The organism is Kribbella koreensis (assembly GCF_039525325.1).
In the GTDB taxonomy this organism is placed as follows: Bacteria; Actinomycetota; Actinomycetes; order Propionibacteriales; family Kribbellaceae; genus Kribbella; species Kribbella koreensis.
The window spans coordinates 482,248-502,113 of record NZ_BAAAHK010000013.1 but is presented as its reverse complement, the minus strand read 5'-3'; the positions used below and the strand labels follow the sequence as shown (position 1 = coordinate 502,113).

At 67.6% G+C, this 19,866-nt stretch carries 15 protein-coding genes; 8 read left to right on the top strand and 7 right to left on the bottom strand.

What is annotated here, in order from left to right; all coding sequences use genetic code 11:
- Positions 1-24 precede the first annotated feature (24 nt).
- Complete coding sequence (locus tag ABD116_RS26595; RefSeq protein ID WP_343975813.1) at positions 25-3,228, top strand: glycoside hydrolase family 3 N-terminal domain-containing protein; 3,204 nt, start codon at positions 25-27, stop codon at positions 3,226-3,228.
- Positions 3,229-3,282: 54 nt separating this feature from the next.
- On the opposite strand, the gene ABD116_RS26590 is transcribed toward ABD116_RS26595, so the two are convergent.
- Positions 3,283-5,418, bottom strand: a complete 2,136-nt coding sequence (locus ABD116_RS26590; RefSeq protein WP_343975811.1) for an MMPL family transporter — start codon at positions 5,416-5,418, stop codon at positions 3,283-3,285.
- A 238-nt stretch (positions 5,419-5,656) separates the two neighbouring features.
- On the opposite strand from ABD116_RS26590, the gene ABD116_RS26585 reads away from it, so the two are divergent.
- On the top strand, positions 5,657-6,220 hold the full coding sequence (locus ABD116_RS26585) for a hypothetical protein (RefSeq protein ID WP_343975808.1): 564 nt from the start codon (positions 5,657-5,659) through the stop codon (positions 6,218-6,220).
- 785 nt (positions 6,221-7,005) lie between these two features.
- On the opposite strand, the gene ABD116_RS26580 is transcribed toward ABD116_RS26585, so the two are convergent.
- Both ABD116_RS26580 and ABD116_RS26575 read right to left on the bottom strand, forming a co-directional pair.
- Positions 7,006-7,923, bottom strand: a complete 918-nt coding sequence (locus ABD116_RS26580) for a GlxA family transcriptional regulator (RefSeq protein ID WP_343975805.1) — start codon at positions 7,921-7,923, stop codon at positions 7,006-7,008.
- A 7-nt stretch (positions 7,924-7,930) separates the two neighbouring features.
- Positions 7,931-8,530, bottom strand: a complete 600-nt coding sequence (locus ABD116_RS26575) for a cysteine hydrolase family protein (RefSeq protein ID WP_343975802.1) — start codon at positions 8,528-8,530, stop codon at positions 7,931-7,933.
- 229 nt (positions 8,531-8,759) lie between these two features.
- On the opposite strand from ABD116_RS26575, the gene ABD116_RS26570 reads away from it, so the two are divergent.
- The 4 genes from ABD116_RS26570 to ABD116_RS26555 all read left to right on the top strand — a co-directional run bounded on the left by ABD116_RS26570 (position 8,760) and on the right by ABD116_RS26555 (position 12,958).
- Entirely contained in the window at positions 8,760-9,971 is a 1,212-nt protein-coding gene (locus ABD116_RS26570; RefSeq protein ID WP_343975799.1) for an aldose epimerase family protein, read from the top strand.
- Between the two features lie 147 nt (positions 9,972-10,118).
- Positions 10,119-11,075, top strand: a complete 957-nt coding sequence (locus ABD116_RS26565; RefSeq protein WP_343975796.1) for a GlxA family transcriptional regulator — start codon at positions 10,119-10,121, stop codon at positions 11,073-11,075.
- Positions 11,072-11,599: a GrpB family protein gene (locus ABD116_RS26560; protein ID WP_343975793.1), complete on the top strand. Its 528-nt coding sequence runs from the start codon at positions 11,072-11,074 to the stop codon at positions 11,597-11,599. The genes ABD116_RS26565 and ABD116_RS26560 overlap by 4 nt, the downstream gene beginning before the upstream one ends.
- A 159-nt stretch (positions 11,600-11,758) precedes the next feature.
- Positions 11,759-12,958 carry a cytochrome P450 gene (locus ABD116_RS26555; RefSeq protein ID WP_343975790.1) on the top strand — a complete coding sequence of 400 codons (1,200 nt, stop codon included), beginning with the start codon at positions 11,759-11,761 and terminating at the stop codon, positions 12,956-12,958.
- 50 nt (positions 12,959-13,008) lie between these two features.
- Here the strand turns inward: ABD116_RS26555 and ABD116_RS26550 are convergent, their stop codons facing one another.
- Complete coding sequence (locus ABD116_RS26550; protein WP_343975787.1) at positions 13,009-14,673, bottom strand: hypothetical protein; 1,665 nt, start codon at positions 14,671-14,673, stop codon at positions 13,009-13,011.
- A gap of 302 nt (positions 14,674-14,975) precedes the next feature.
- Between ABD116_RS26550 and ABD116_RS26545 the strand changes: the two genes are divergently transcribed.
- Entirely contained in the window at positions 14,976-15,233 is a 258-nt protein-coding gene (locus ABD116_RS26545) for a hypothetical protein (RefSeq protein WP_343975784.1), read from the top strand.
- 300 nt (positions 15,234-15,533) lie between these two features.
- Positions 15,534-16,295, top strand: coding sequence for a hypothetical protein (locus ABD116_RS26540; RefSeq protein ID WP_343975781.1), 762 nt, complete (start codon positions 15,534-15,536; stop codon positions 16,293-16,295).
- Positions 16,296-16,376: 81 nt separating this feature from the next.
- On the opposite strand, the gene ABD116_RS26535 is transcribed toward ABD116_RS26540, so the two are convergent.
- From ABD116_RS26535 to ABD116_RS26525, 3 genes are read right to left on the bottom strand one after another with little or no spacing between them, the layout of a single operon-like run.
- Positions 16,377-17,288: a DUF6807 domain-containing protein gene (locus tag ABD116_RS26535; protein ID WP_343975778.1), complete on the bottom strand. Its 912-nt coding sequence runs from the start codon at positions 17,286-17,288 to the stop codon at positions 16,377-16,379.
- Positions 17,285-18,535, bottom strand: a complete 1,251-nt coding sequence (locus ABD116_RS26530) for a Gfo/Idh/MocA family protein (RefSeq protein ID WP_343975775.1) — start codon at positions 18,533-18,535, stop codon at positions 17,285-17,287. The genes ABD116_RS26535 and ABD116_RS26530 overlap by 4 nt, the downstream gene beginning before the upstream one ends.
- The gene (locus ABD116_RS26525; RefSeq protein WP_343975772.1) at positions 18,535-19,854 is read right to left on the bottom strand and encodes an ABC transporter substrate-binding protein; all 1,320 of its coding nucleotides are present in this window, start codon (positions 19,852-19,854) and stop codon (positions 18,535-18,537) included. The genes ABD116_RS26530 and ABD116_RS26525 overlap by 1 nt, the downstream gene beginning before the upstream one ends.
- Positions 19,855-19,866 lie beyond the last annotated feature (12 nt).

Genomic DNA, 19,866 nt, shown 5'->3' with positions numbered 1-19,866 from the left:
GCAGCGAAGCTGGAGGAGTCGCCCATGCCCAGGTGGCCTGTCAATCGATCGATTCGTTCCAGACGGCGGACGGCGGTGGTCAGCTCCGTCGCGCTGCTGGCCGGCCTGCTGCCGCTCGGAGTGGCTGCTCAGGCCAACGCCGACGACCCGGCGCCGCTCGTGCTGGCGGCGTTCGAGGGCGGCGAGCAGTTCGCCTCGCCGCCCAACGCCGGCATCTTCGGGTGGGGCAGCGATGCCGACGACCCGCCCACGATGGAGTTCCAGGCCCGCGCCGACGCGCCGGTCGGCGGCAAGGTGCTGCACGGCACGTACAACATCAGCGGGTACGGCGGTTTCAGCCACGACGTGCAGTACGACCAGAACCCGCAGGACTGGTCGGCGCACAAGGGCATCCGGTTCTGGTGGTACGGCCAGAACACCGCGCCGCTGCCGCCCGGCTCGGGCAAGCGGATCTTCTTCGAGATCAAGGACGGCGGCGCGAACGCCGAGGCGTCGGAGCTGTGGAACACCAGCTTCACCGACGACTGGCAGGGCTGGCACCTGGTCGAGATCCCGTTCGCCGACCTCGCCTACCGCGGTGACTACCAGCCCGTCGGCGGCATCGACCACGTGCTCAACCTCGACAAGATGTGGGGCTATGCGATCACCATGCCGGTCGGGACTCCTGGTGAGTTCGCGATCGACCAGGTCGAGGTCTACGGCAAGGCGGATCCGGCGCTGAAGGCGAGCATCGTCACCGACGCGGACGTCTACCCGGTCAAGGAAGGCGGTACGGCGAAGGTCAAGATCAGCCTCGCCACCACCGGCTCGGTACCGATCGAGGAGCCCGTCACCGTCGAGTACCGGACCGGAACCGGCACCGCCGGAGCAGGCGACTACACCCCGGTCTCCGGCGTCATCACCTTCCCGGCCGGTACGCCGTCAGGCACCTCCCAGACCGTCAAGGTCATCACCCAGCGCGACACCACGGCGGAGGTCGCCGAGACGATCCCGCTGGACCTCACCGTCACCGGTGCGAAGCCGCCGGTCACCCAGCCGAAGGTCGTCATCAACGCGCACGACCTCCCGTACCTGAACCCGGCCCTGCCCGTGGCGACCAGGGTCCAGGACCTGCTCGGCCGGATGACCCTGGCCGAGAAGGTCGGCCAGATGACCCAGGCCGAGCGCAACGCGCTGCGTTCCAAGAGCGACATCGCGACCTACGCCCTCGGCTCGCTGCTGTCCGGCGGTGGCTCCGTACCGTCGCCGAACACCCCGGCCGCCTGGGCCGCGATGATCGACACCTTCCAGCTGAACGCGCAGGCCACCCGCCTGCAGGTCCCGCTGATCTACGGCGTCGACGCGGTCCACGGCCACAACAACGTGATCGGCGCGACGATCCTCCCGCACAACGTCGGGATCGGCGCGACCCACGACGAGGAGCTGGCCGAGAAGACCGGTGCGGTGACCGCGGCCGAGGTCCGGGCCACCGGCATCCCGTGGGACTTCGCCCCCTGCCTCTGCGTCGTCCGCGACGACCGCTGGGGCCGCTCGTACGAGGGCTACAGCGAGGACCCCGCGCTGGTGAAGGTGATGGCCAGTGTCGTCACCGGCATGCAGGGCAAGGCCGACGGCAGCGAGCTGAGCAAGTACAACAAGGTGCTCGCGACCGCCAAGCACTATGTCGGCGACGGCGGTACGACGTACGGGTCGTCCACGACGGGTAGCTACAAGATCGACCAGGGCGTCACCCAGGTGACCCAGAAGCAGCTCGAGGACATCCACCTCGCGCCGTTCAAGACCGCGGTCGATCTCGGCGTCGGCACCGTGATGCCGTCGTACTCGAGCGTCGAGATCCTCGACGACAACGGCGCGACCATCAGCGGCCCGACCAAGATGCACGGCGACGCCGCGCTGATCAACGGCACGCTGAAGGACAAGCTGGGCTTCAAGGGGTTCGTGATCAGCGACTGGCAGGCGATCGACCAGCTGCCGGGCGACTACCCGAGCGACATCCGGACGTCGATCAACGCCGGGCTCGACATGATCATGGTGCCGACCAACTACCAGGGCTTCACCCAGGGCCTGACCGACGAGGTCACCGCCGGCCGGCTCACCCAGGCCCGGGTGGACGACGCCGTCAGCCGGATCCTGACCGAGAAGTTCAAGCTCGGGCTGTTCGAGCACCCGTACGCCGACAAGACCCGGCTCGGCACCGTCGGCTCGGCCGCCAACCGCGCGGTCGGTCGCGAGGCGGCCGCCAAGTCGCAGGTACTGCTCAAGAACGACGGCAACCTGTTGCCGTTGGCACCGACCGCCAAGGTCTACGTGGCCGGCAGCAACGCCAACGACCTGGGCAACCAGATGGGCGGCTGGAGCATCACCTGGCAGGGCGGCTCCGGCAACACCACCACCGGTACGACGATCCTCGACGGGATCAAGCAGGTCGCACCGACCGCCACGTTCAGCCAGGATGCCTCGGCTCCGCTGACCGGGTACGACGTGGGCGTGGTCGTCGTCGGTGAGAAGCCTTATGCCGAAGGGATCGGCGACGTCGGCAACAACGGCCGGACACTCGGCCTGACCGCCGCCGACAAGGCTGCCGTCGACAAGGTGTGCGGCGCGATGAAGTGTGTCGTGCTGGTCGTGTCCGGCCGCCCGCAGGTGATCGCCGACCAGCTCGGCAAGATCAACGCGCTGGTCGCGTCTTGGCTGCCCGGTACCGAAGGCGCCGGCGTGGCGGACGTACTTTTCGGCACGAAGCCGTTCAGCGGCCGGCTGCCGGTCACCTGGCCGAAGTCGGAGGCCCAGGAGCCGATCAACGTCGGCGACGCGGCGTACGACCCGCAGTACCCGTTCGGCTGGGGTCTCACGACGCAGGCCTCCGCCCGGGAGAACGTCTCGGACACGCGGAACGATCTGCGGCGCCGGGCTGGGTCCGACCCGAACGTGGTTGCGGCCACCGCGCATCTCGACCAGGCGCTGAAGGTGAAGGACTGGTCGGGGCCGCAGGCAACGACTGTGCTGGCCGAGCTCGGTCAGGCGGCAGCGGCTCTGCAGTTGACGACGGCGGACACCTCCAACCAGGACGACGCTATCGTCACCGGCGCCCGCTGGATCGCTCAGAACAAGATCGGGCAGAACCTCGACGAGGCTGCGTCGAAGCTCACGTCGGATGCTGAGCACCTGGCGTTCGACGGCCAACTGAGCAACGCGATCGCGAAGCTGACCGCGGCGTACAACCTGTAGCCGGACAAGGACGAGGGGGTCGGCGAGTTGCACCTCGCCGGCCCCCTCAGCTGTTCATACGGTGACAAGCTCACGGTCGTCGGAGGGTGCCGGCCGAGCCGCGGAGAGCTTGTTCGGCCACCAGGCCTTGCGGCCGAGCAGGACCATGATCGACGGCAGCATCACGATCCGGACCAGGGTGGCGTCGACCAGTACGGCGACCGCCAGGCCGACGCCCATCTGCTTCATCTCGATCATCCCGAGCGAGGCGAAGACGGCGAACACCGAGACCATCACGGCCGCCGCGCTCGTCACCACGCCCGCCGATTCGGTGATGCCCTTGCGCACCGCCTCCTGCGGCGACAGCCCGTCGCGGACCCCTTCGCGGATCCGCCCGAGCACGAACACGTGGTAGTCCATCGACAACCCGACCAGGATGACGAAGAGGAACACCGGGATCCACGACACCACGAACCCGGGCGAGGTGAAGTCCAGCAACCCTTCGGCCCAGGTGTGCTGGAAGACCAGCGACAGTACGCCGAAGCAGGCCGCCACCGATGCCAGGTTGAGCAACGTCGTGACGAGCGCGATCGCCAGGCTGCGGAAGGTGAACGCCATCATCACCAGCGTCAGAATGAGCACGAACGCAATCACATAAGGCAGTTGATCCCGCTGGTGCTGCCCGTAGTCCGCCGACTGCGCCGTCTCCCCACCGACCGCCCATCGCGTCGACCCCAGCGTCTGCGGAGCCAGCTCGTCACGCAGCTTGTCCAGGGCCAGCCGCGCGTCCTCACTCGTATCCGGACGCACCGACACCAACGTCAGTACCGCGGTATCGCCCGCCTGCCTCACTTCACCGCCGGGCACAAACTCCTTGCTCGCAACCGCCGCGTCCTGCAACTTCACCAGACCGGCCGCCGCGTCTTTGCCTTGCGCAACGATATCGAAGGGCATGCCCTGCGACGGGAAGCTCTTCTGCAGCGCAGTCATCGTCTTCACCTCAGGGATGCTCTGCGGCAAGGTGCTCAACCCACCCGGCTCGGTCTTCATCCCCAGCGCCGGTACTGCCAGCGCCACCACCGCGACGGTCGAGATCACCAGCGCGACCTTGGGGAAGCGCAGTACGGGAGCCAGAATCCGCCGGCTGATGCCACCCGGACCGATGCGACGGTTGAGCCGCCACAGCAACGGTACGCGCGGGCGGTCGACCCGATGGCCGAGCTTCACCAGCAGTGCCGGAAGTACGGTGAGCGATCCGAGAACTGCAACTGCGACAACAACGATCGTCGCCGTGGCCATCGAGGAGAAGACCGGGTCCTGAGCGACGTACAGGCCGGCCATCGAGACGATGACCGCGAAGCCGGAGACCACTACCGAGTGTCCCGAGGTGGCTGCGGCGATCTCGACGGCGTCGACCGTGCCATGACCTCGTCGCCGTTCTTCGCGCTCGCGTTTGAGGTAGAAGAGCGAGTAGTCGACGCCGACCGCCATACCGATCAGCAGGACGACGTTCGCCACCGAGCCACCGTCCGGGAAGGCGTAGGACAGCGGCGCGTAGAAGCCGAGTGCCGCGCCGACGGCCGAGAACGCCAGCAGTACAGGGATCCCGGCCGCGATCAGCGCACCGAAGGCGAGCAGCATCAACCCGAACGTCAACGGCAGGCTGATCTTCTCCGCCCGCGCGAGGTCGTCGCCGACCTGCTTCCAGATTCCCTTGTCCAGCGACGCGCCACCGGCCTGCTCGATCGTCAGCTCCGGATTGGACTTCTGCACCTCAGTGGTTGCTGCAAGCAACTTGTCGATGTTGTCGGCGGCGTCGTCCTCGTTACCCTTCAACGAGATCGGCAGCAGCGCGGCCTTGCCGTCGCCCGACCAGACCGGTTGCCCCACCGAGGCCACCGCGTCGATCGCCGTCATCTTCTGCCGCAACTGCGCGAACGCCGCCGTCGCTGCCACCTTGTCCAGCTTTTGGCCGGCATCGGTCACCAGAACGGTTTCGCTCGGCTTCCCCTCCAGCCCTGCATCGCGGATCAGCTCCGAAGCCGTCCCCGACTGACCGATCCAGGTGTCTTCGGCCTTCGTCTTCTGGGTGGGTATCGCGACCATCAGTCCGACCGCGACGACGACGAGCATCAGCCACAAGCCGATCGCCCGCCATGGATGGGTAGCACTCCAGCGCGCGACGCGCACCGTCACCGATCCCCTGCTCATCCTGGTTAGCCCTCTCGCCGTCCCCGTACGGGCGCTGTACCCGCTCACGACGAGCCTGGCGGCTGGCTGCCGAGTTCTCAGGAGTGGCAGCCCCCGTGGGCCGGTGGTGCTAGGCCTACCTTCGCCCCTCTTGCCCGAACGGACACGTGGGCAAACTGCTCCCAACTTTTCGCAGAACCGCGCGTCTCAGTTGTGCCAGGCCAACGGGGCACGGCAACGAGAGCAGAAAGTACGAACCATGAACAAGCACTTCACCCGGGTCCTGGCCACCGCCGCGATGCTCGGCACCGCAAGCATGCTCGCCACCGTCCTCCCCAGCGACGCCGCCACCCCGACCTACACCTACAAGTGCTGGGGCACCTCGGCAGACCACTGCAACGTCACCGTGCAGGCACCGAAGGGCTGGAAGTTCACCAAACTCGACAAGTTCCAGGCCCGCTTCACCAACGGCACCTCGCAGCTACGCGTCCGCGCGATCTACAGCAAGTACAGCCCGCGCTCCGTACAAGCCCAAAAGCTCGCCGCCCTGAAGAAGGTCCCCGGCCTGAAAATCATCTCCCAGAGCTCCGGCAAAAAGCCCACCCTCGTCCAGGGCAACGCCCCCACCGTCGCCTACTACGACATCACCTACACCTACCGCGACACCACCGGCGCCCAGCGCCTCGCCACCACCCGCTACGCCGACCAACTAGGCGACGGCCGAGCCTACGTCGAACTAACCGTAGGCGGCCGCCCCACCGACAAAACCGCCCTAACCCAAACCCTCAACCACGCAACCCAAACCGTCACCCTCGTCGGCTAACCCACCGACCATACGCAGCCCCACCCGTACTCGCCTTGCGCGTACAGTCTTGAGCCCACCCGAACCACCCGCGGTGTGCTGTATCGGCCAAAGGACTCGAACGGCTTGCTCCGATCGACGCACCTCGCTCACCCGTACTCGCATCGTGCACCCGCCGCAGTGCCCCCTCCCGACTTGGGGAGGGGGCACTGCCCCGTTACGTCCTCGGACCTGCGGACGGGCTGCCGCATTGCGCACCCCGCTGAGCTGGAGAGGGCGGAGCACTACGACCTGGCATTAGCAGCCACCCCATGCCCACACCACCCCAAGCGGTCCATCCCCCGACAACGGACTCACCCCGCCGTCAGCATCCGGAACCAGCCGATGTGGCGCCCAGCGCCACGAGGCCGACGGCGGCGGCAACCCATTCGAGTCTTGGCCTGACGGCGCCCGCCACCGGCAGTTCGGGTTGGCCGAATGTGATGCCTGCCGGGCCAAGCACGCCAAATAACTCGGACACTGCTGGGTTCTGGCGCCAGTGGCACGAAGTATCAGGCCACGGGACGAACCCCGCGAGCGAACGCCGGTTGTTCGGCGACTGCCCGCCTACAGGACGTCAGCCGCCGAACAAGTCGCCAGCCGACCCCCGCCAGCCAGGGTGCGAGTAGGGCGCGATGATCGCCCGCACCCACCGAGGCGACAAGGACACCAACGGCAACGCGACCATCGCCAAGTGACCGGCTGGGCACTGCACGCCAACCCGGGCCGGCCATCCGAGTCCCCCACCCGACGCGGCACACCGCCAGTCAGGCTGGGATTGTTCTGGAGCGGAGGCGTCTGAGCATTCGGGCGTCTTCGAAGCCGACGGCTCGGGCTGCGGCTTCTACCGTGGTGCCGTGGCTGATCAGGTGTTCGGCTCGTTCTAGGCGGAGGAGTTGTTGGTAGCGCAACGGGGTGAGGCCGGTGGCGGTCGTGAAGAGTCGGGTCAAGGTCCGCTCGCTGACGCCTACGCCGGCGGCCAGGTCGGCTAGGCGGAGCTGGTCGGCGTACCGGCTGTCGATGATGTCTTGGACTCGGTGGGCCAGGTCGCTGAGGTGGCCGCGGTGGCGGAGCATCGCGCTCTCCTGGCGGTCGTCGCCGTTGCGACGGGCGTAGACGACCATCTGGCGAGCGACTCGGGCCGCCGCCTCGGCTCCGCGAGCGGCGGCGACCAGGTGCAGCGCCAGGTCGATGCCGCTGGCGATCCCGGCCGAGGTGATCACCCGGTCGTCAACGACGTACAGGACATCGCGGACCATGTGCGCCTTCGGGTAGCGCGCGGCCAGCTCATCAGTGAGGTCGTGATGCGTCGTGTAGCGCCGCCCGTCGAGCAGCCCGGCGGCACCCAGCGCATCGGCGCCAGAACACACGCTGGCCACCGAACCACCGGCCGCATGATGAGCCCGCAGCCGATGCTTGGCCATCGCGGACATGTGCGGAGTCGGCGTGAAGGCAGGCGACCTCCAGCCCGGTACGACGATCAGGTCGGCGCACCCAAGCTCCGGCCACTCCAACTGCGCCTTGACCGGCACCCCTTGGGCCGTGACGATCTCCACCGACTCCGCGACGTACGTCAGGTCGTAGCCGTACCCGAGATCGTTCGCGGTCGAGAACACCTGGGCCGGACCGGCGAGGTCCAGCAGGTGCAGTTTCGGCAGCAGGAAGAAGACGACCCGGGTAGGCATGATCCGGTCAGGATGCCAGAACCGGTGGCGCAACCTCGTCCAGTGTCCGGATGGTGGCGAACCGGCCGGCCAGCACGTACTCGGTCCGCTCCACGATCGTCTCCGGGGAGAGGGTCCGCGGGTCGGCCAGTACGTCGGCCAGGGTCGCGTCGGCCGGCATCGTCCAGTGCGGCAACGGCGTGGTCGCGGTCGCCTCGGTCACGAACGTCACGTCGTACCCGAGATCGGAGGCGACCCGCGCGGTCGTCTCGCAGCACTGCTCGGTACGGATCCCGCTGACGACGACCTCGCGGACGCCGTGCTGGGTGAGGAGCTGCTGCAGATTGGTCGTGGTGAAGGCGTTGTGTGAGGTCTTGGTCAGCAACGGTTCGCCCTCGGCGGGCTCGAGTCCGTCGATGAACCGGACGTGACCGTTGGCCGGATCGAAGGCGCCGCCGGTCCCGGGTTCGGTGTGCAACACCCAGACGACCAGTTCGCCGTTCGCGCGCGCGGCGTGGACGAGGCGGTTCACCCGGTCGGCGATGTCGGGGTGGTTCACCTCGCTCCAGTTCGGCCGGACCCGGAAGGATTCCTGGACGTCGATCACGAGTAGCGCTGTCTGAGTCATGGCTCCATCGTCGGCGCCGAGCCCCACCGTCGGTAAGGCTTCAACCAGCCCCGAGCCGGACGGATCTGGTCAATACGACAGTCACACTGGCCGATACCGGCCAGTCATCGGACGAATTCGAACCGTTACAAACTATTCCAAACACTGGACAACCCTGCTTACAGTGCCCGGGTCGGCCATGTGCACGCTCTCCCCGCCGACGACCGCCCAGCACAAGTGAGGGGATTCCATGTCAGACAACCTGCCCCGCCGACAAGTACTGCGCACCGCCGGCGCGCTCGGTCTCGGCGCCGCCGCGGCCGGTGCGCTGAGCAGCACCGCGGACGCGAGCCCGGATAGGGTCGCCGCCATGAATGCGCAGCACGGTCACGGAAAGCTGGAGATCCGCAAGGATCCGTTCGGCACCACTCCCGAAGGCGTCGGCGTGGACGTCTACACGTTCACCAACGGCCGGACCACGATCTCGATGCTGACCTGGGGGGCGACCATCCAGCGGGTCGAGACGCCGGACCGGCGCGGCCGGACCGAGAACATCAGCCTCGGCTTCGACAACCTGCCCGACTACGCGGCCCTCAGCCCGTACTTCGGCGCCACCGTCGGCCGGTACGGGAACCGGATCGCCAAGGGCAAGTTCACCCTCGACGGTCACACGTACCAGATCCCGGTCAACAACGGCGAGAACGCGTTGCACGGCGGCACGATCGGCTTCGACAAGAAGGTCTGGAAGGCCAAGGTCGTGAAGACCGACAAGGTGGTCGGCGTCGCGTTCACCTATGTCAGCCCGGACGGCGAGATGGGCTTCCCGGGCGAGTTGACCAGCACGGTCACGTACACGCTCGACAAGCAGGACAACCTGCGGATCGACTACCTCGCGACGGTCGCCGGCAAGCCGACCGTGCTCAACCTGACCAACCACGTGTACTTCAACCTCGCTGGCGAGGGCACCGGCTCGATCGACGGCCACGTGCTGGAGCTGAAGGCCGCGAAGTACACGCCGGTGGACGCCGGCCTGATCCCGACCGGCGAGCTGGCTCAGGTGGCCGGTACGCCGTTCGACTTCAACACCCCGACGGCGATCGGCAAGCGGATCCGCGACGACCACCCCCAACTGGTGATCGGGCGTGGCTACGACCACAACTTCGTCCTCAGCGGCAAGCCCGACCACGAAGGCCTCCGCTTCGCCGCCCGCTTCTGGGAGCCCACCGAGGGCCGCACGGTCACCGTCCACACCAGCCAGCCCGGCGCCCAGTTCTACAGCGGCAACTTCCTCGACGGCACCTTCCAGGGGATCGGCAACAAGTCGTACCGCCAGGGCGACGCCTTCGCCTTCGAGACCCAGCACTTCCCCGACTCCCCCAACCACCCCACCTTCCCCTCCACCGTCCTCCGCCCCGGCCAGACCTTCACCTCCACCACCATCTACACCTTCGGCACGAAGTAGTACTCCGGGAGCTGCGTGGCCCTCCCCACGCAGCTCCCCACCAACCGACCGCGGCTCTCGTTCCAGCAACCAGTACGCAAGGTCGGTCCCGGCCGGCCACCCACTGCCGAGAGTGGCTCGATGGACTGCGTTGGCTAGATTCGAGCCATGAGGACAGTTGCGGTGCTGGCCATCGAAGGTGTCGTCGGGGTCGAGCTCACGGGCGCTTGCCAGGTGTTTGCGGCTGCTCATGACCCGGCCAGCGGAGAGCCGTTGTACGACGTGCGCGTCTGCGGCGACCGGGCCGGTACGACGGTGCGCGCGCACCGTTTGGAGATCTTCCGCGCCCAAGCCCCGTACAGCTTCGAGGAAGCGCTGGAGGCCGACACGATCATCGTGCCCGCGGCGTACAAGGCATCGGCCGAGGTCGTCGCGCTCGTGCGGGAAGCGCATCGGCGAGGGATCCGGATCGCATCCATCTGCACCGGTGCGTTCACGCTGGCCGAGGCCGGTCTGCTCGATGGACGGATGGCCGCGACCCACTGGGCGCACGCGGAGCGGCTCGCGAGCGAGTATCCGCAGGTCGAGGTGGCGACCGATGTGCTCTACCTCGACGACGGCGACCTGCTGACCTCGGCAGGGGTGACGGCCGGGCTCGACCTCTGTCTTCACCTGGTACGCCGGGACTACGGCTCGGCGATCGCGGCCAACGTGGCACGGCGACTGGTGATGGCACCCCATCGCGATGGTGGGCAGGCGCAGTTCATCACCGCGCCGACCGTCGCCGGCGAGGGTTCGCTCGAGCCGGTGATGCGGTGGATGCAGGAGAACCTGGCCGAGCCGCTGTCCCTCGCCTCGATCGCCGCGCAAGCGTCGATGAGCACGCGCACTCTGAGCCGCCAGTTCCGAGCGCAGACCGGCAGTACTCCGCTCCAGTGGCTCATCCGCCAACGCATCACCCGTGCCCAGGAGCTGCTCGAGACGACCGGCCTCACCATCGACCAGATCGCCACCTCGTGCGGCTTCGGCAGCCCGCTCCTCCTCCGCCAGCACTTCGCCAAAACCCTCGCGACGACTCCGACGGCGTACCGGAGGACCTTCGCCCCGATTAGCCTGCCTGGGTGACGATTCTGGCGGAGTACGACGAGGCCTGGGCCGGGCAGTATGCGGCGTTGGCCGCGGAGTTGCAGGAAGCCTTCGGGGACGCGGTCACCGAGCTGGAGCACATCGGCAGTACGGCGGTGCCGGGCCTGGTCGCAAAGCCCGCCATCGACATCGCCGCCCGGGCCGTCTCGCTGGAAGTTGCCTCAGGCAAGGATCCGCAACTCGCGGACCTCGGCTTCCACCACGAGCCCGCCGGCCCGCCCGGCCGGCGCACCTACACCCGCGTTGTCGATGGCATCCTCACCAGCAACCTGCACGTCTTCCCGGATGAGGTCTGGGACGGCCTCAACCAGCGCATCCTGCACGACCACCTCCGCGCGACCCCCGAGGCCGTCCGCCGGTACTCCGAACTGAAACGCCGACTCGCCACCGAAGGCCTCTCCGGCTTCGACTACACCGCCGCCAAGACGACCCTCATCCAAGAACTCACCGACGACGCCCGCCAACTCCGCGGCCTGCCCTCCGTCCCCGTCTGGGAAACCTAGGCTGTCTTGATCGCTCCACCGCCGATGCCGGCGAGGCCGACACCGACGCGCTGGCAACCCGACTGATCGACACCCTCCTCCGCGGCCTCGGCGGCGACACCAACCCGACCCGCTGGAGCGTTGAGCGAAGGGTTACCTAACCCGCTTAGGGTCGGAGGTATGACGGAACCGGTGCTTGATATCCCGTTCGCCGACGCCTTCCAGTTCGACCCCTCGCCGACCTTCGCCGAACTGCGCGAAGGCCGCCCGGTCGCGCGCGTGCGGACGCTCGCGGGAGCCGAGGTCTGGCTGGTGACCCGGTACGACGACGTGCGCATGGTCCTCGCCGACCCCCGATTCTCCCGGGCAGCAGTCGTCAAGCAAGGCGCCCCGAGAGTCGCGCTGGCCAAGCCGATGCCGAACAGCCTCACCACCACCGACCCGCCCGAGCACACCCGGCTGCGCAAACTGGTCTCGACGACCTTCGCGCACCGGCGCATCGAACGCACCCGCCCCTGGGTCGCCGAGCTGTCAGCGCAACTGGCCGACGACGTCGCCAAGGCAGGCGACGGCGCGGACATCCGCGAACTCGTCGCGCTCCCGTTGCCGATCCAGGTGATCTGCCAACTGCTCGGCGTCCCGTACGCCGACCGCGACCAGTTCCGCGAATGGACGGAACTCGGCTACAGCATGCGGATGGCCGAGAAGGATCTCGTCGAACAGGCGATGACCGACCTGACGGCGTACATCGACGAGCTGGTCACCCGCAAGCTCGCGACCACCGACCAGCCCGCCGAGGACCTGCTCGACGAGCTCGTCCGGGCGCGCGAGGAAGGCGATCGGCTCAGCCATGACGAGCTGATCTCGTTCGGCGTCAACCTGCTCGTGGCCGGCCACGAGACGTCGGCGAACCAGATCTCGAGTTGCGTCGCGACCCTGCTGCGCTGGCCGGAGAACTGGGCCCGGCTGGTCGGCAACCACGAGCTGGTGCCGTCCGCGGTCGAGGAGCTGCTGCGCTTCAACCGGTTCAGCGAGGTCGGCCAGTTGCGCGTGGCTGTTGAGGATGTCGAGCTGCACGGAGTACAGATCAAGGCTGGTGAAGGCGTGATGGCCGCGCTGAACTCGGCGAACCGGGATCCGCGTCAGTTCGAGAATCCCGACGAGTTGCAGCTCGATCGCAAGGACAACAAGCAACTGTCGTTCGGCTTCGGGCCGCACTTCTGCCTCGGCGCGCAGCTCGCCCGGATCGAGCTGCAGGAGTCCCTGCTCGCGCTTCTGCGCCGCTTCCCGAAGATGAGCCTCGCCAAGCCCGCCGAGGAGCTCAAATGGCGCCGGGTGCTGGTGAGCGGCCTCGCGGAACTCCCGGTCAACCTCGGCTAACTGGAAAGGAGGGGTGGCCCAGGCGGCCACCCCTCCTTCACAGCAACAACTCAGTTCTGCGAGTTGGCGACCAGCGTGAGGTTGCTGGAGCCGTTCTCCTTGTCGTACTCCGCGAGCAGCCGCGCCGCGTCAGTCTCGGACGACGCGATCGCCGACGCGAGGGTCGCCGCGGTGCGCGGACGGTCCTCGGGCCAGTCGGACAGCAGCGCCCAGGCGCGCATCCGCTTCTTCTCCAGGTCGCCACCGGCGCCGTTGGACTTCGGCCGCGGCGCCGCCGGACGCGACGGAGTCGTCCGCGCGGTGACCTCACGAGCGATGACGGCCGGCTCTTCGACCTGCTGGGTGACGACCGGCTGGGTGACGACAGGCTGCGTGACAACCGGCTCGACCTGAGCCTGCTCGACCACGGACGCGGCCGGCTTGGCCGCACCGTTACGGACGACGGCCTTCTTCTTCGGCGCCGCAGCAGCCGTCTTGGCCGCCGCAGGCTCAGCAGCCGCCGGCTTGGCAGCCGGCCTCCGGGCCGGCCGCTTGTCGACAGCAGGCGGCTGCTCGTCGACCGGGTGCTCGGCGAACGGAGACTCCGGCCGCGGCTTGGCCACGACCGGCTGCGCCGCTGCGACGGCTGCTGCCTCGGCGACCGCTGCAGCCTCAGCCGCGGCGGCCTCCTCGATCACCTCGGCCTCGTCGGCTTCTTCGGTACTACGGTCGTAGGGCAGGTAGTCGACCGCCATCAACTCGCCGGTCATCGCCTCGCCCCACTGCTCGTCGTCGCGCAGCGGTACTCCGCCGGTCGGCCGGACCTGCTGGGCCGGCAACTGCTGAACGGGGATCTGCTGCACCGGTGGCGGCGTCGTGCCCTCGACGACCCACACGGCCGCGCGCAGGTCGCCACGCTCCTCCGGCTTCGGCTCCGGCTCGGGTGGCGGCGGCGGTGAGATCGCCAGCGTCAGCTTGTTGGTGATGACCTCGTAGTTGATCCGCTCCTCGAGCATCCCGGCCAGCCGGTCCGCGTCGTACGTCGTCTCGGCGATCTTCGCGAGCCGCTCGTCCTGGTGCTCCGAACGGATGTACTCGGCGACGGTTCCGGCGATGGCGTCGCGGCGCGCGTTGTTGCGCCGCTGCACCCGGGCGGCCCGCAGGCTCTCGTACAGGCCGAGGCCGTGCTCGAGTGCGATCGAGCGCGCGGCCCAGGTGACCTTGGGCTCGCGGGCCCACTGGACCACGCCGTAGACGGGTCCGGTGGTGGCCATCTGGCCGGCCTTGCGCAACGCGTCGCGGCGGCGCGCGGAGCTGTGGATCAGCCAGAGCACGTAGGCGAACGCGGACAGGCCACCGAAGCCGAAAGCCAGGAAGCGCTCCTCCGGCCGCCAGTGCCCGACGACGTTGAAGACGAGCGCGACGATGGCCGCGAACAGCGACATCGCCCGGTAGGCGTAGGCCTGCTCACCCTTGCGACGGCGCAGGTCGGCAAGAGCGGCGGTGGCGACACCTCCGAGCTCGATGACCGCGACGGCCGGCGTGACCAGGGCGATCTTGAGGAACGGCGAGAAGCCCTCGTCCGGCCACGGGATGTGTGTGACACCGGCCCAGACCTGTCCGACGAGGGCGGCTGTGGCGGCGGTGGCGTAGAAGGCGTAGGCGACTTTGTCAGCACCGGTAAGGGGTACGTTGGCGAGCTCGCCAGTACTGGTGCTGGTGGTGTTCTCCTGCAAGACGTGGTCTCCTGACCGGTTTGGGCTCTCCGGCAGTTTCGTCGGTGGTGGTTACAGCGATGCCATCCAGGTGGCTGGATGAGGCTACCGGTTCCCGGGCCCTTCAGGGGAGGCGATACCGGAAACGATTCTCTACCGCTACCCCTACCTCCCCATCAAGCGATCACTTCACACCTGGTAGAGGGTGGAAATCGGGCTGATCGAGTTCGTTCGAAAACCGCGACGCCGCCGGCCGCGCGGACAAGGCTCTCAGCCAAGCCGGTGTCCCCACGACACCGATCCCCCTGCTCAAGGAGCCGCCCATGCGTATCACCGCAGCACTGACCAGCGCCGGTCTGGCCACCCTCGGACTGCTCGTGCTTGCCCCGGCAGTGTCGGCCCAGGCCGCAGCTACGGCCGGTACGTCGGTCTCGGTCGTCACCGGTTGGCAGGCGATCGCGAAGTACCCGAACTACCGCCGGTGCGTGGACGCCGGGCAGCAGTACGTCCGCGAAGGCTTCAACGACTGGGACTGCCGGCCGGCCGGTCCGAGCGGCGAGTACTGGCTCTTCGTGCGCTGACTGGAGCTGAGCTGAGTCGGGCTGGAACGCCGGGGGCGGGGTTCCAGCCCGACTGGGAGATCAGCTGGAGCACCACGCCTTCTTCAAGCTATACACACCCAAGTCCGAGGCAGTGCCTCGGCCGTCTGGAACGATCGATTGCCGACACGTAGAGGCGCTGTCCTCCCGGACGCCTGCCATCAGTCTTCGATAAGCTGCAGTGTCGATGGCTCAACCACCGGCGATCTGACCCGTTGCTTGATACGACTCAAACCGCTGGCCAGGTCAACGTACATACGCGTAGGTCGCGAGGAAGCACCGATGGCTGCAGCAGCTAAATCCCAGGACCGAATCCCGAAGCTCACCAGGGTTCAGCTGACGCCGCTCGGTCGCAAGCCACATGGCTGCCCGGCTGCGGTGACTCCCAGCTGGGCTCGGTTGACAGCTACACACAAGGCGATAACGGGTCTGTTCGACACCCTTCACGTACTCCGCGAGAGGTCAGCCGAAGAGGGAAATCCGCGCCGCCTAACAGAGGATCAACTTGACCAGGTCCGTGCCGCCATCGTCTTCACGTCCGCCGGACTCGACGCTTGCCTCCGGCGACTACTCCGAGACGCATTGCCAGACCTCATCCACGCGGGCGGCGCAGCGGACGGCAAGTTCACCGGCTATATGCACGAGCACCGGCTTCGCGGCGAGCTGACCAAAGCAACCAAGAGCGCGATCACATCCGCAGACCCACGAGCGCGTCTGATCGACCTTTATGTCGAAGATCTGGCCGGCTCAAGCCTCCAATCTTGGCAGGATCTCCAGTCAGTTCGCGATGCTCTCGGACTGACTGCACGAACTCTTGTGGATAGTAACCTCCAGAACCTCAAGCCCTTCTTCGCGGCACGTAACGAGATTAGCCATGAGCTAGATCTGGTCGATCCCAGCGGACGAGGCAACCGCGGGCGCCGGCACAGGGAGATGACAGCTGTCGGCTCTCAATGCGACCTGGTGATTCACGTGATCGAGGACTTCCTGGTAGACACGAGCAAAGCCATCAAAGCCATCCCTGCATCAACCCCAATTGCCTAATACTTCAGTGCGATCGAGTCGTTCCACCTGCCTTACCCATCTCCAACTGAGTACTCGGCGGGGTTCCCGGCCCGATCTCGTTCACGCGGTGAGCGCCTTGGTCGCCTGGGTGGCGAGGAGGGTGGAGCGGGTGTCGTCCGAGCCTTCGTCGGCGACGATGGTGGCGTAGCGGAAGGTCAGGGTCTCGCCCGCGCGGAAGGGGAGTTCCTCGGAGAAGAAGGGCGCCGGGCAGACGGCCGCGAAGTCCTCGGAGCGGACGAACCATTCCGGTGGGTGGTTCGGGTTGTCGGAGGCGTCGACGATGATCAGCGTGGAGGCCCGGTCGACATCGTCGTGCTTGCCGGAGAAGCCCATCCAGGTCGCGCGCTGGCCGCGGAGTTCGTCGCCGCCCAGGCCTTGGGGTGCGAGCACCGTACCGCCGGTGAAGGATCGTGGGCCGCGCCAGAACAGGCCGCCGTACCCCGCGTTGGGCCGGCCTGCTGTCGTCGGGCTGCCGATCTGGACCGTGTCGCCGGAGACGTTCGTCATCGCCGTCTCGTAGACGAGCACCCAGCCGTCGTCGGCCAGCCGGGTGGTCAGCGTGCGTTGCTCGTCGACGACGTGGACGCCGTCCTGCCGATGCCACGACAGGTGATGCGAGAAGCGGACGAACTCGTCCGTGACGTCGAGCGCGTCGATCCGGTCGTGGTCCATCGAGCCGTTGTTGTCGAGCTGTTCATAGCCGTTGTCGATCGAGAACGTCGGTCCACCCCAGAAATTCTCGTGCCCGAAGTGCGGCAGCGACCAGGTCATCCCCTTGTGCCAGACGTGATCGTGCGGCCGGAAGACGGAGACCAGGTCGCCGCCGAGGGTACGGATCGGGTGCAGGTACGGCCGCGGCGACTCCAGTTGCGGGTCGGTCGGCCGGTACACGTAGGTGAACAGCTCGCGATCAGCCGCCGTGACCTGGATGGACCGGCCGATGGCGTGGTTGCAACCGAGGTTCTGCGTCATCTGTCGAAGCTCCGATTCTCTGTTGGTTGTGCCCAAGGCGCGCCGAGTTCGCTGAACAACTGCTGCCGCTCGGCCGCCTGCTCTATCCACTTCTCGATCCCCGGTACTACGGGATGCCGCTCATCCCCATCCCCCACCCAACTGGCCGCCACCTCCCCCGGCGCCGGCGCCGACCGAACAGCGTCAAGCACCCGCATGAACCCGCCCGTCTCCTCGAGCGGCGCGATCAACGCCACCCCGTCGCGCCGATGATCGAGGAGGTTCTCCAGCAGGTCATCCCGCCCGTACTGCGTCGTGCTGCCGCCCACCTCCAGCTCGTCGGTCGTGTAGCTCAGTACTGCCTGGCCCTTCGACCCGTAGACGGTGATCTTGGGCGGCTCGTCGTCGGCCGCGCAAAGGGTGAGCGCGGCAACGATCGCCGTACCGCGAGTCGTCCGGATCCGGACCGTCGAGGTGTCGTCGGCCTCGATCTCGTTGGCATGGAACAGCTCGGTCTCAACCCCTGCGACCTGTTCCGCACGCCCCGATCCGTCAATCAGCAACGCGGCCGCCACCGAGTGAGCGAACGCGTTCGTCACCACCCCGTCCACCACCGGTATGCCGTCCAACGTCCGCCGACCGGCCCACTTGGCTCGCTGCCAGTAGGCCCGTCTGCGCACCCACTTCCCCGTCGCGCCGATCCCTTCGATCTCACCGAAGGCGCCCTCGGCAACCATACTGGCGAGCGCGCGAACGGCCCCCGATCCATGCGCCTGAAACCCGACCTGACAACTCCGCCCGGTCTCCTCCACCACCTCTGCCAACCGCTCGAACTCCGCCAGAGAAGCCACCGGCGGCTTCTCCACCAACACATCGGCCCCCGCTCGCAACGCCAACTCCGCAAGCGCTGCATGCGTATGAATCGGAGTGCTGAGCACGACAACATCAACATCCTCAGCACGCAACAAATCCGGCAGACCCGAGTAGACCCGGGGCTCAACCCGGCGGTCAGCCTCGGGCTCGGCGGCGGGCGCCCCGCCCGCCGGCGTGGCGGCCGGGGGCGCCAGCGGCGAGGCAGCCACGGGCGAGGTCCCCGCGATGGGGGGCCGGGTGCCCAGCAGCGAGGCGAGTTCTTCGGGGGTTGGGGGGCGGGGATCAGCGACTGCTACGAGGCGGCAGGCACCAGCTGCGGTGAGGTGGATGGCTCGGCGTACGTGGGAGGCGCCGTGGCCGTGGATGCCGACCACGGCCACCCGTGGCAAGGACACTACTTGAGCTCCCCGCTGATCTCGTCCAGCATCGCCTTCGCTGCCTTGTCGGGCGACTGGCGACCGAACAGCACCTCGGTCGTGTACCGCTGGACGATCTTCTCCGCCTGCCCGCCACCGACCGGCGGCGCAGGCGACGGCTCGCCGAGCTCCTTGCCGATGTCCTGGATGAACTTCGCGGACGTGGCATCGGCAGGCTGCAGCTTCGACGCCACCGCCTTTCGGATCTCAGTGTTCGGCGGTACGCCGCGTTCGGCCAGCAGGATGTTCCCGGCCGCACTCGCATTGGCCAGATAGTTCACGAACTCGGCCGCCGCCTTCTGCTGCTTGGACCGCGACGAGATCGACCAGAACATGGATCCCTTGTAGTACGAGCCGTTGTCGGCCGCCTTGCCGTCGGTACTCGGGATCCGCAGCAGCTTCATCTGCTGTCCGGACGCCTTGTCCATCGCGAGCAACTGGTTGCTCCAGATCAGGCTCATCGCCAGCTTGCCGGTCGCCATCATCGACTGGTCGAGCGCCGCGTTCAGATCCTGCGAGACCGCCTCGGCCGACGGCAGTGCCTTCGCGTCGCGCAACTTCAGCACGTACTGGAAGAAGCTGGTCGCCTTGTCCTCGGAGACGCCGAGCTTGCCGTCCTTCGTCCACAGCGACTCGCCGTTCTGCCGGGCCCACAGATTCAGCGACGCCTCGTTCTGCCCGAGCGTGCCGGTCCCCCACGCCTTGCCGTTCAGCTTCGAGGAGATCTCGGCGGAGATCCGCGCATAGTCGTCCCAGGTCCAGGTGGTGTCGTCCGGCAGCGCCACCCCCGCGGCCTTGAAGACAGCAGGGTTCGCGATCACGGCGAACGAGTTGATCCCGGCATTCAGCCCGTACAGTCCGCCGTCGAACTCGCCGGCCGCCAAGGTGTCCGGCTCGAACTTGCCGGTGTCGAGGCCGTCGGCCTTCTTCAAGTCGAGCAGCGCGCCGCGATCGGCGTACTCGCGCAGGTACTTCTCGTCCATCTGGATGATGTCGGGCGCGTTGTTGGCCGCGACCGTGGTGGCGAGCTTGTCCCAGTAGCCGGACCATTCGCCGAACTCGCCCTTGATGGTGACGTCGGGATGATCCTTCTGGTACGCGTCGATGGCCTGCTGGGTGAGCTTGGTCCGGGTGTCCGATCCCCACCAGGTGAACCGGAGCGTGACCTTGCCACCGTCGGACGATGACGACGGACCACCGGAGTCGCCACCACAAGCACTGGCGGCGAGCAGGGCAGACGCCAGCGCGAGGGCGGTGGCGGCACGTAGTACTCGCGGGGTTCTGCGAGGGAGCGGCATGACGAGCACCTT

Excerpts from the sequence above, each read along its gene's own strand:
- ABD116_RS26525 (WP_343975772.1), bottom strand. The coding sequence starts at position 19,854 with ATGCCGCTCCCTCGCAGAACCCCGCGAGTACTACGTGCCGCCACCGCC.
- ABD116_RS26580 (WP_343975805.1), bottom strand. The coding sequence starts at position 7,923 with ATGCCTACCCGGGTCGTCTTCTTCCTGCTGCCGAAACTGCACCTGCTG.
- ABD116_RS26595 (WP_343975813.1), top strand. The coding sequence starts at position 25 with ATGCCCAGGTGGCCTGTCAATCGATCGATTCGTTCCAGACGGCGGACG.
- ABD116_RS26540 (WP_343975781.1), top strand. The coding sequence starts at position 15,534 with ATGGCTGCAGCAGCTAAATCCCAGGACCGAATCCCGAAGCTCACCAGG.
- ABD116_RS26535 (WP_343975778.1), bottom strand. The coding sequence starts at position 17,288 with ATGACGCAGAACCTCGGTTGCAACCACGCCATCGGCCGGTCCATCCAG.
- ABD116_RS26545 (WP_343975784.1), top strand. The coding sequence starts at position 14,976 with ATGCGTATCACCGCAGCACTGACCAGCGCCGGTCTGGCCACCCTCGGA.
- ABD116_RS26565 (WP_343975796.1), top strand. The coding sequence starts at position 10,119 with ATGAGGACAGTTGCGGTGCTGGCCATCGAAGGTGTCGTCGGGGTCGAG.
- ABD116_RS26555 (WP_343975790.1), top strand. The coding sequence starts at position 11,759 with ATGACGGAACCGGTGCTTGATATCCCGTTCGCCGACGCCTTCCAGTTC.
- ABD116_RS26575 (WP_343975802.1), bottom strand. The coding sequence starts at position 8,530 with ATGACTCAGACAGCGCTACTCGTGATCGACGTCCAGGAATCCTTCCGG.
- ABD116_RS26585 (WP_343975808.1), top strand. The coding sequence starts at position 5,657 with ATGAACAAGCACTTCACCCGGGTCCTGGCCACCGCCGCGATGCTCGGC.
- ABD116_RS26590 (WP_343975811.1), bottom strand. The coding sequence starts at position 5,418 with ATGAGCAGGGGATCGGTGACGGTGCGCGTCGCGCGCTGGAGTGCTACC.
- ABD116_RS26570 (WP_343975799.1), top strand. The coding sequence starts at position 8,760 with ATGTCAGACAACCTGCCCCGCCGACAAGTACTGCGCACCGCCGGCGCG.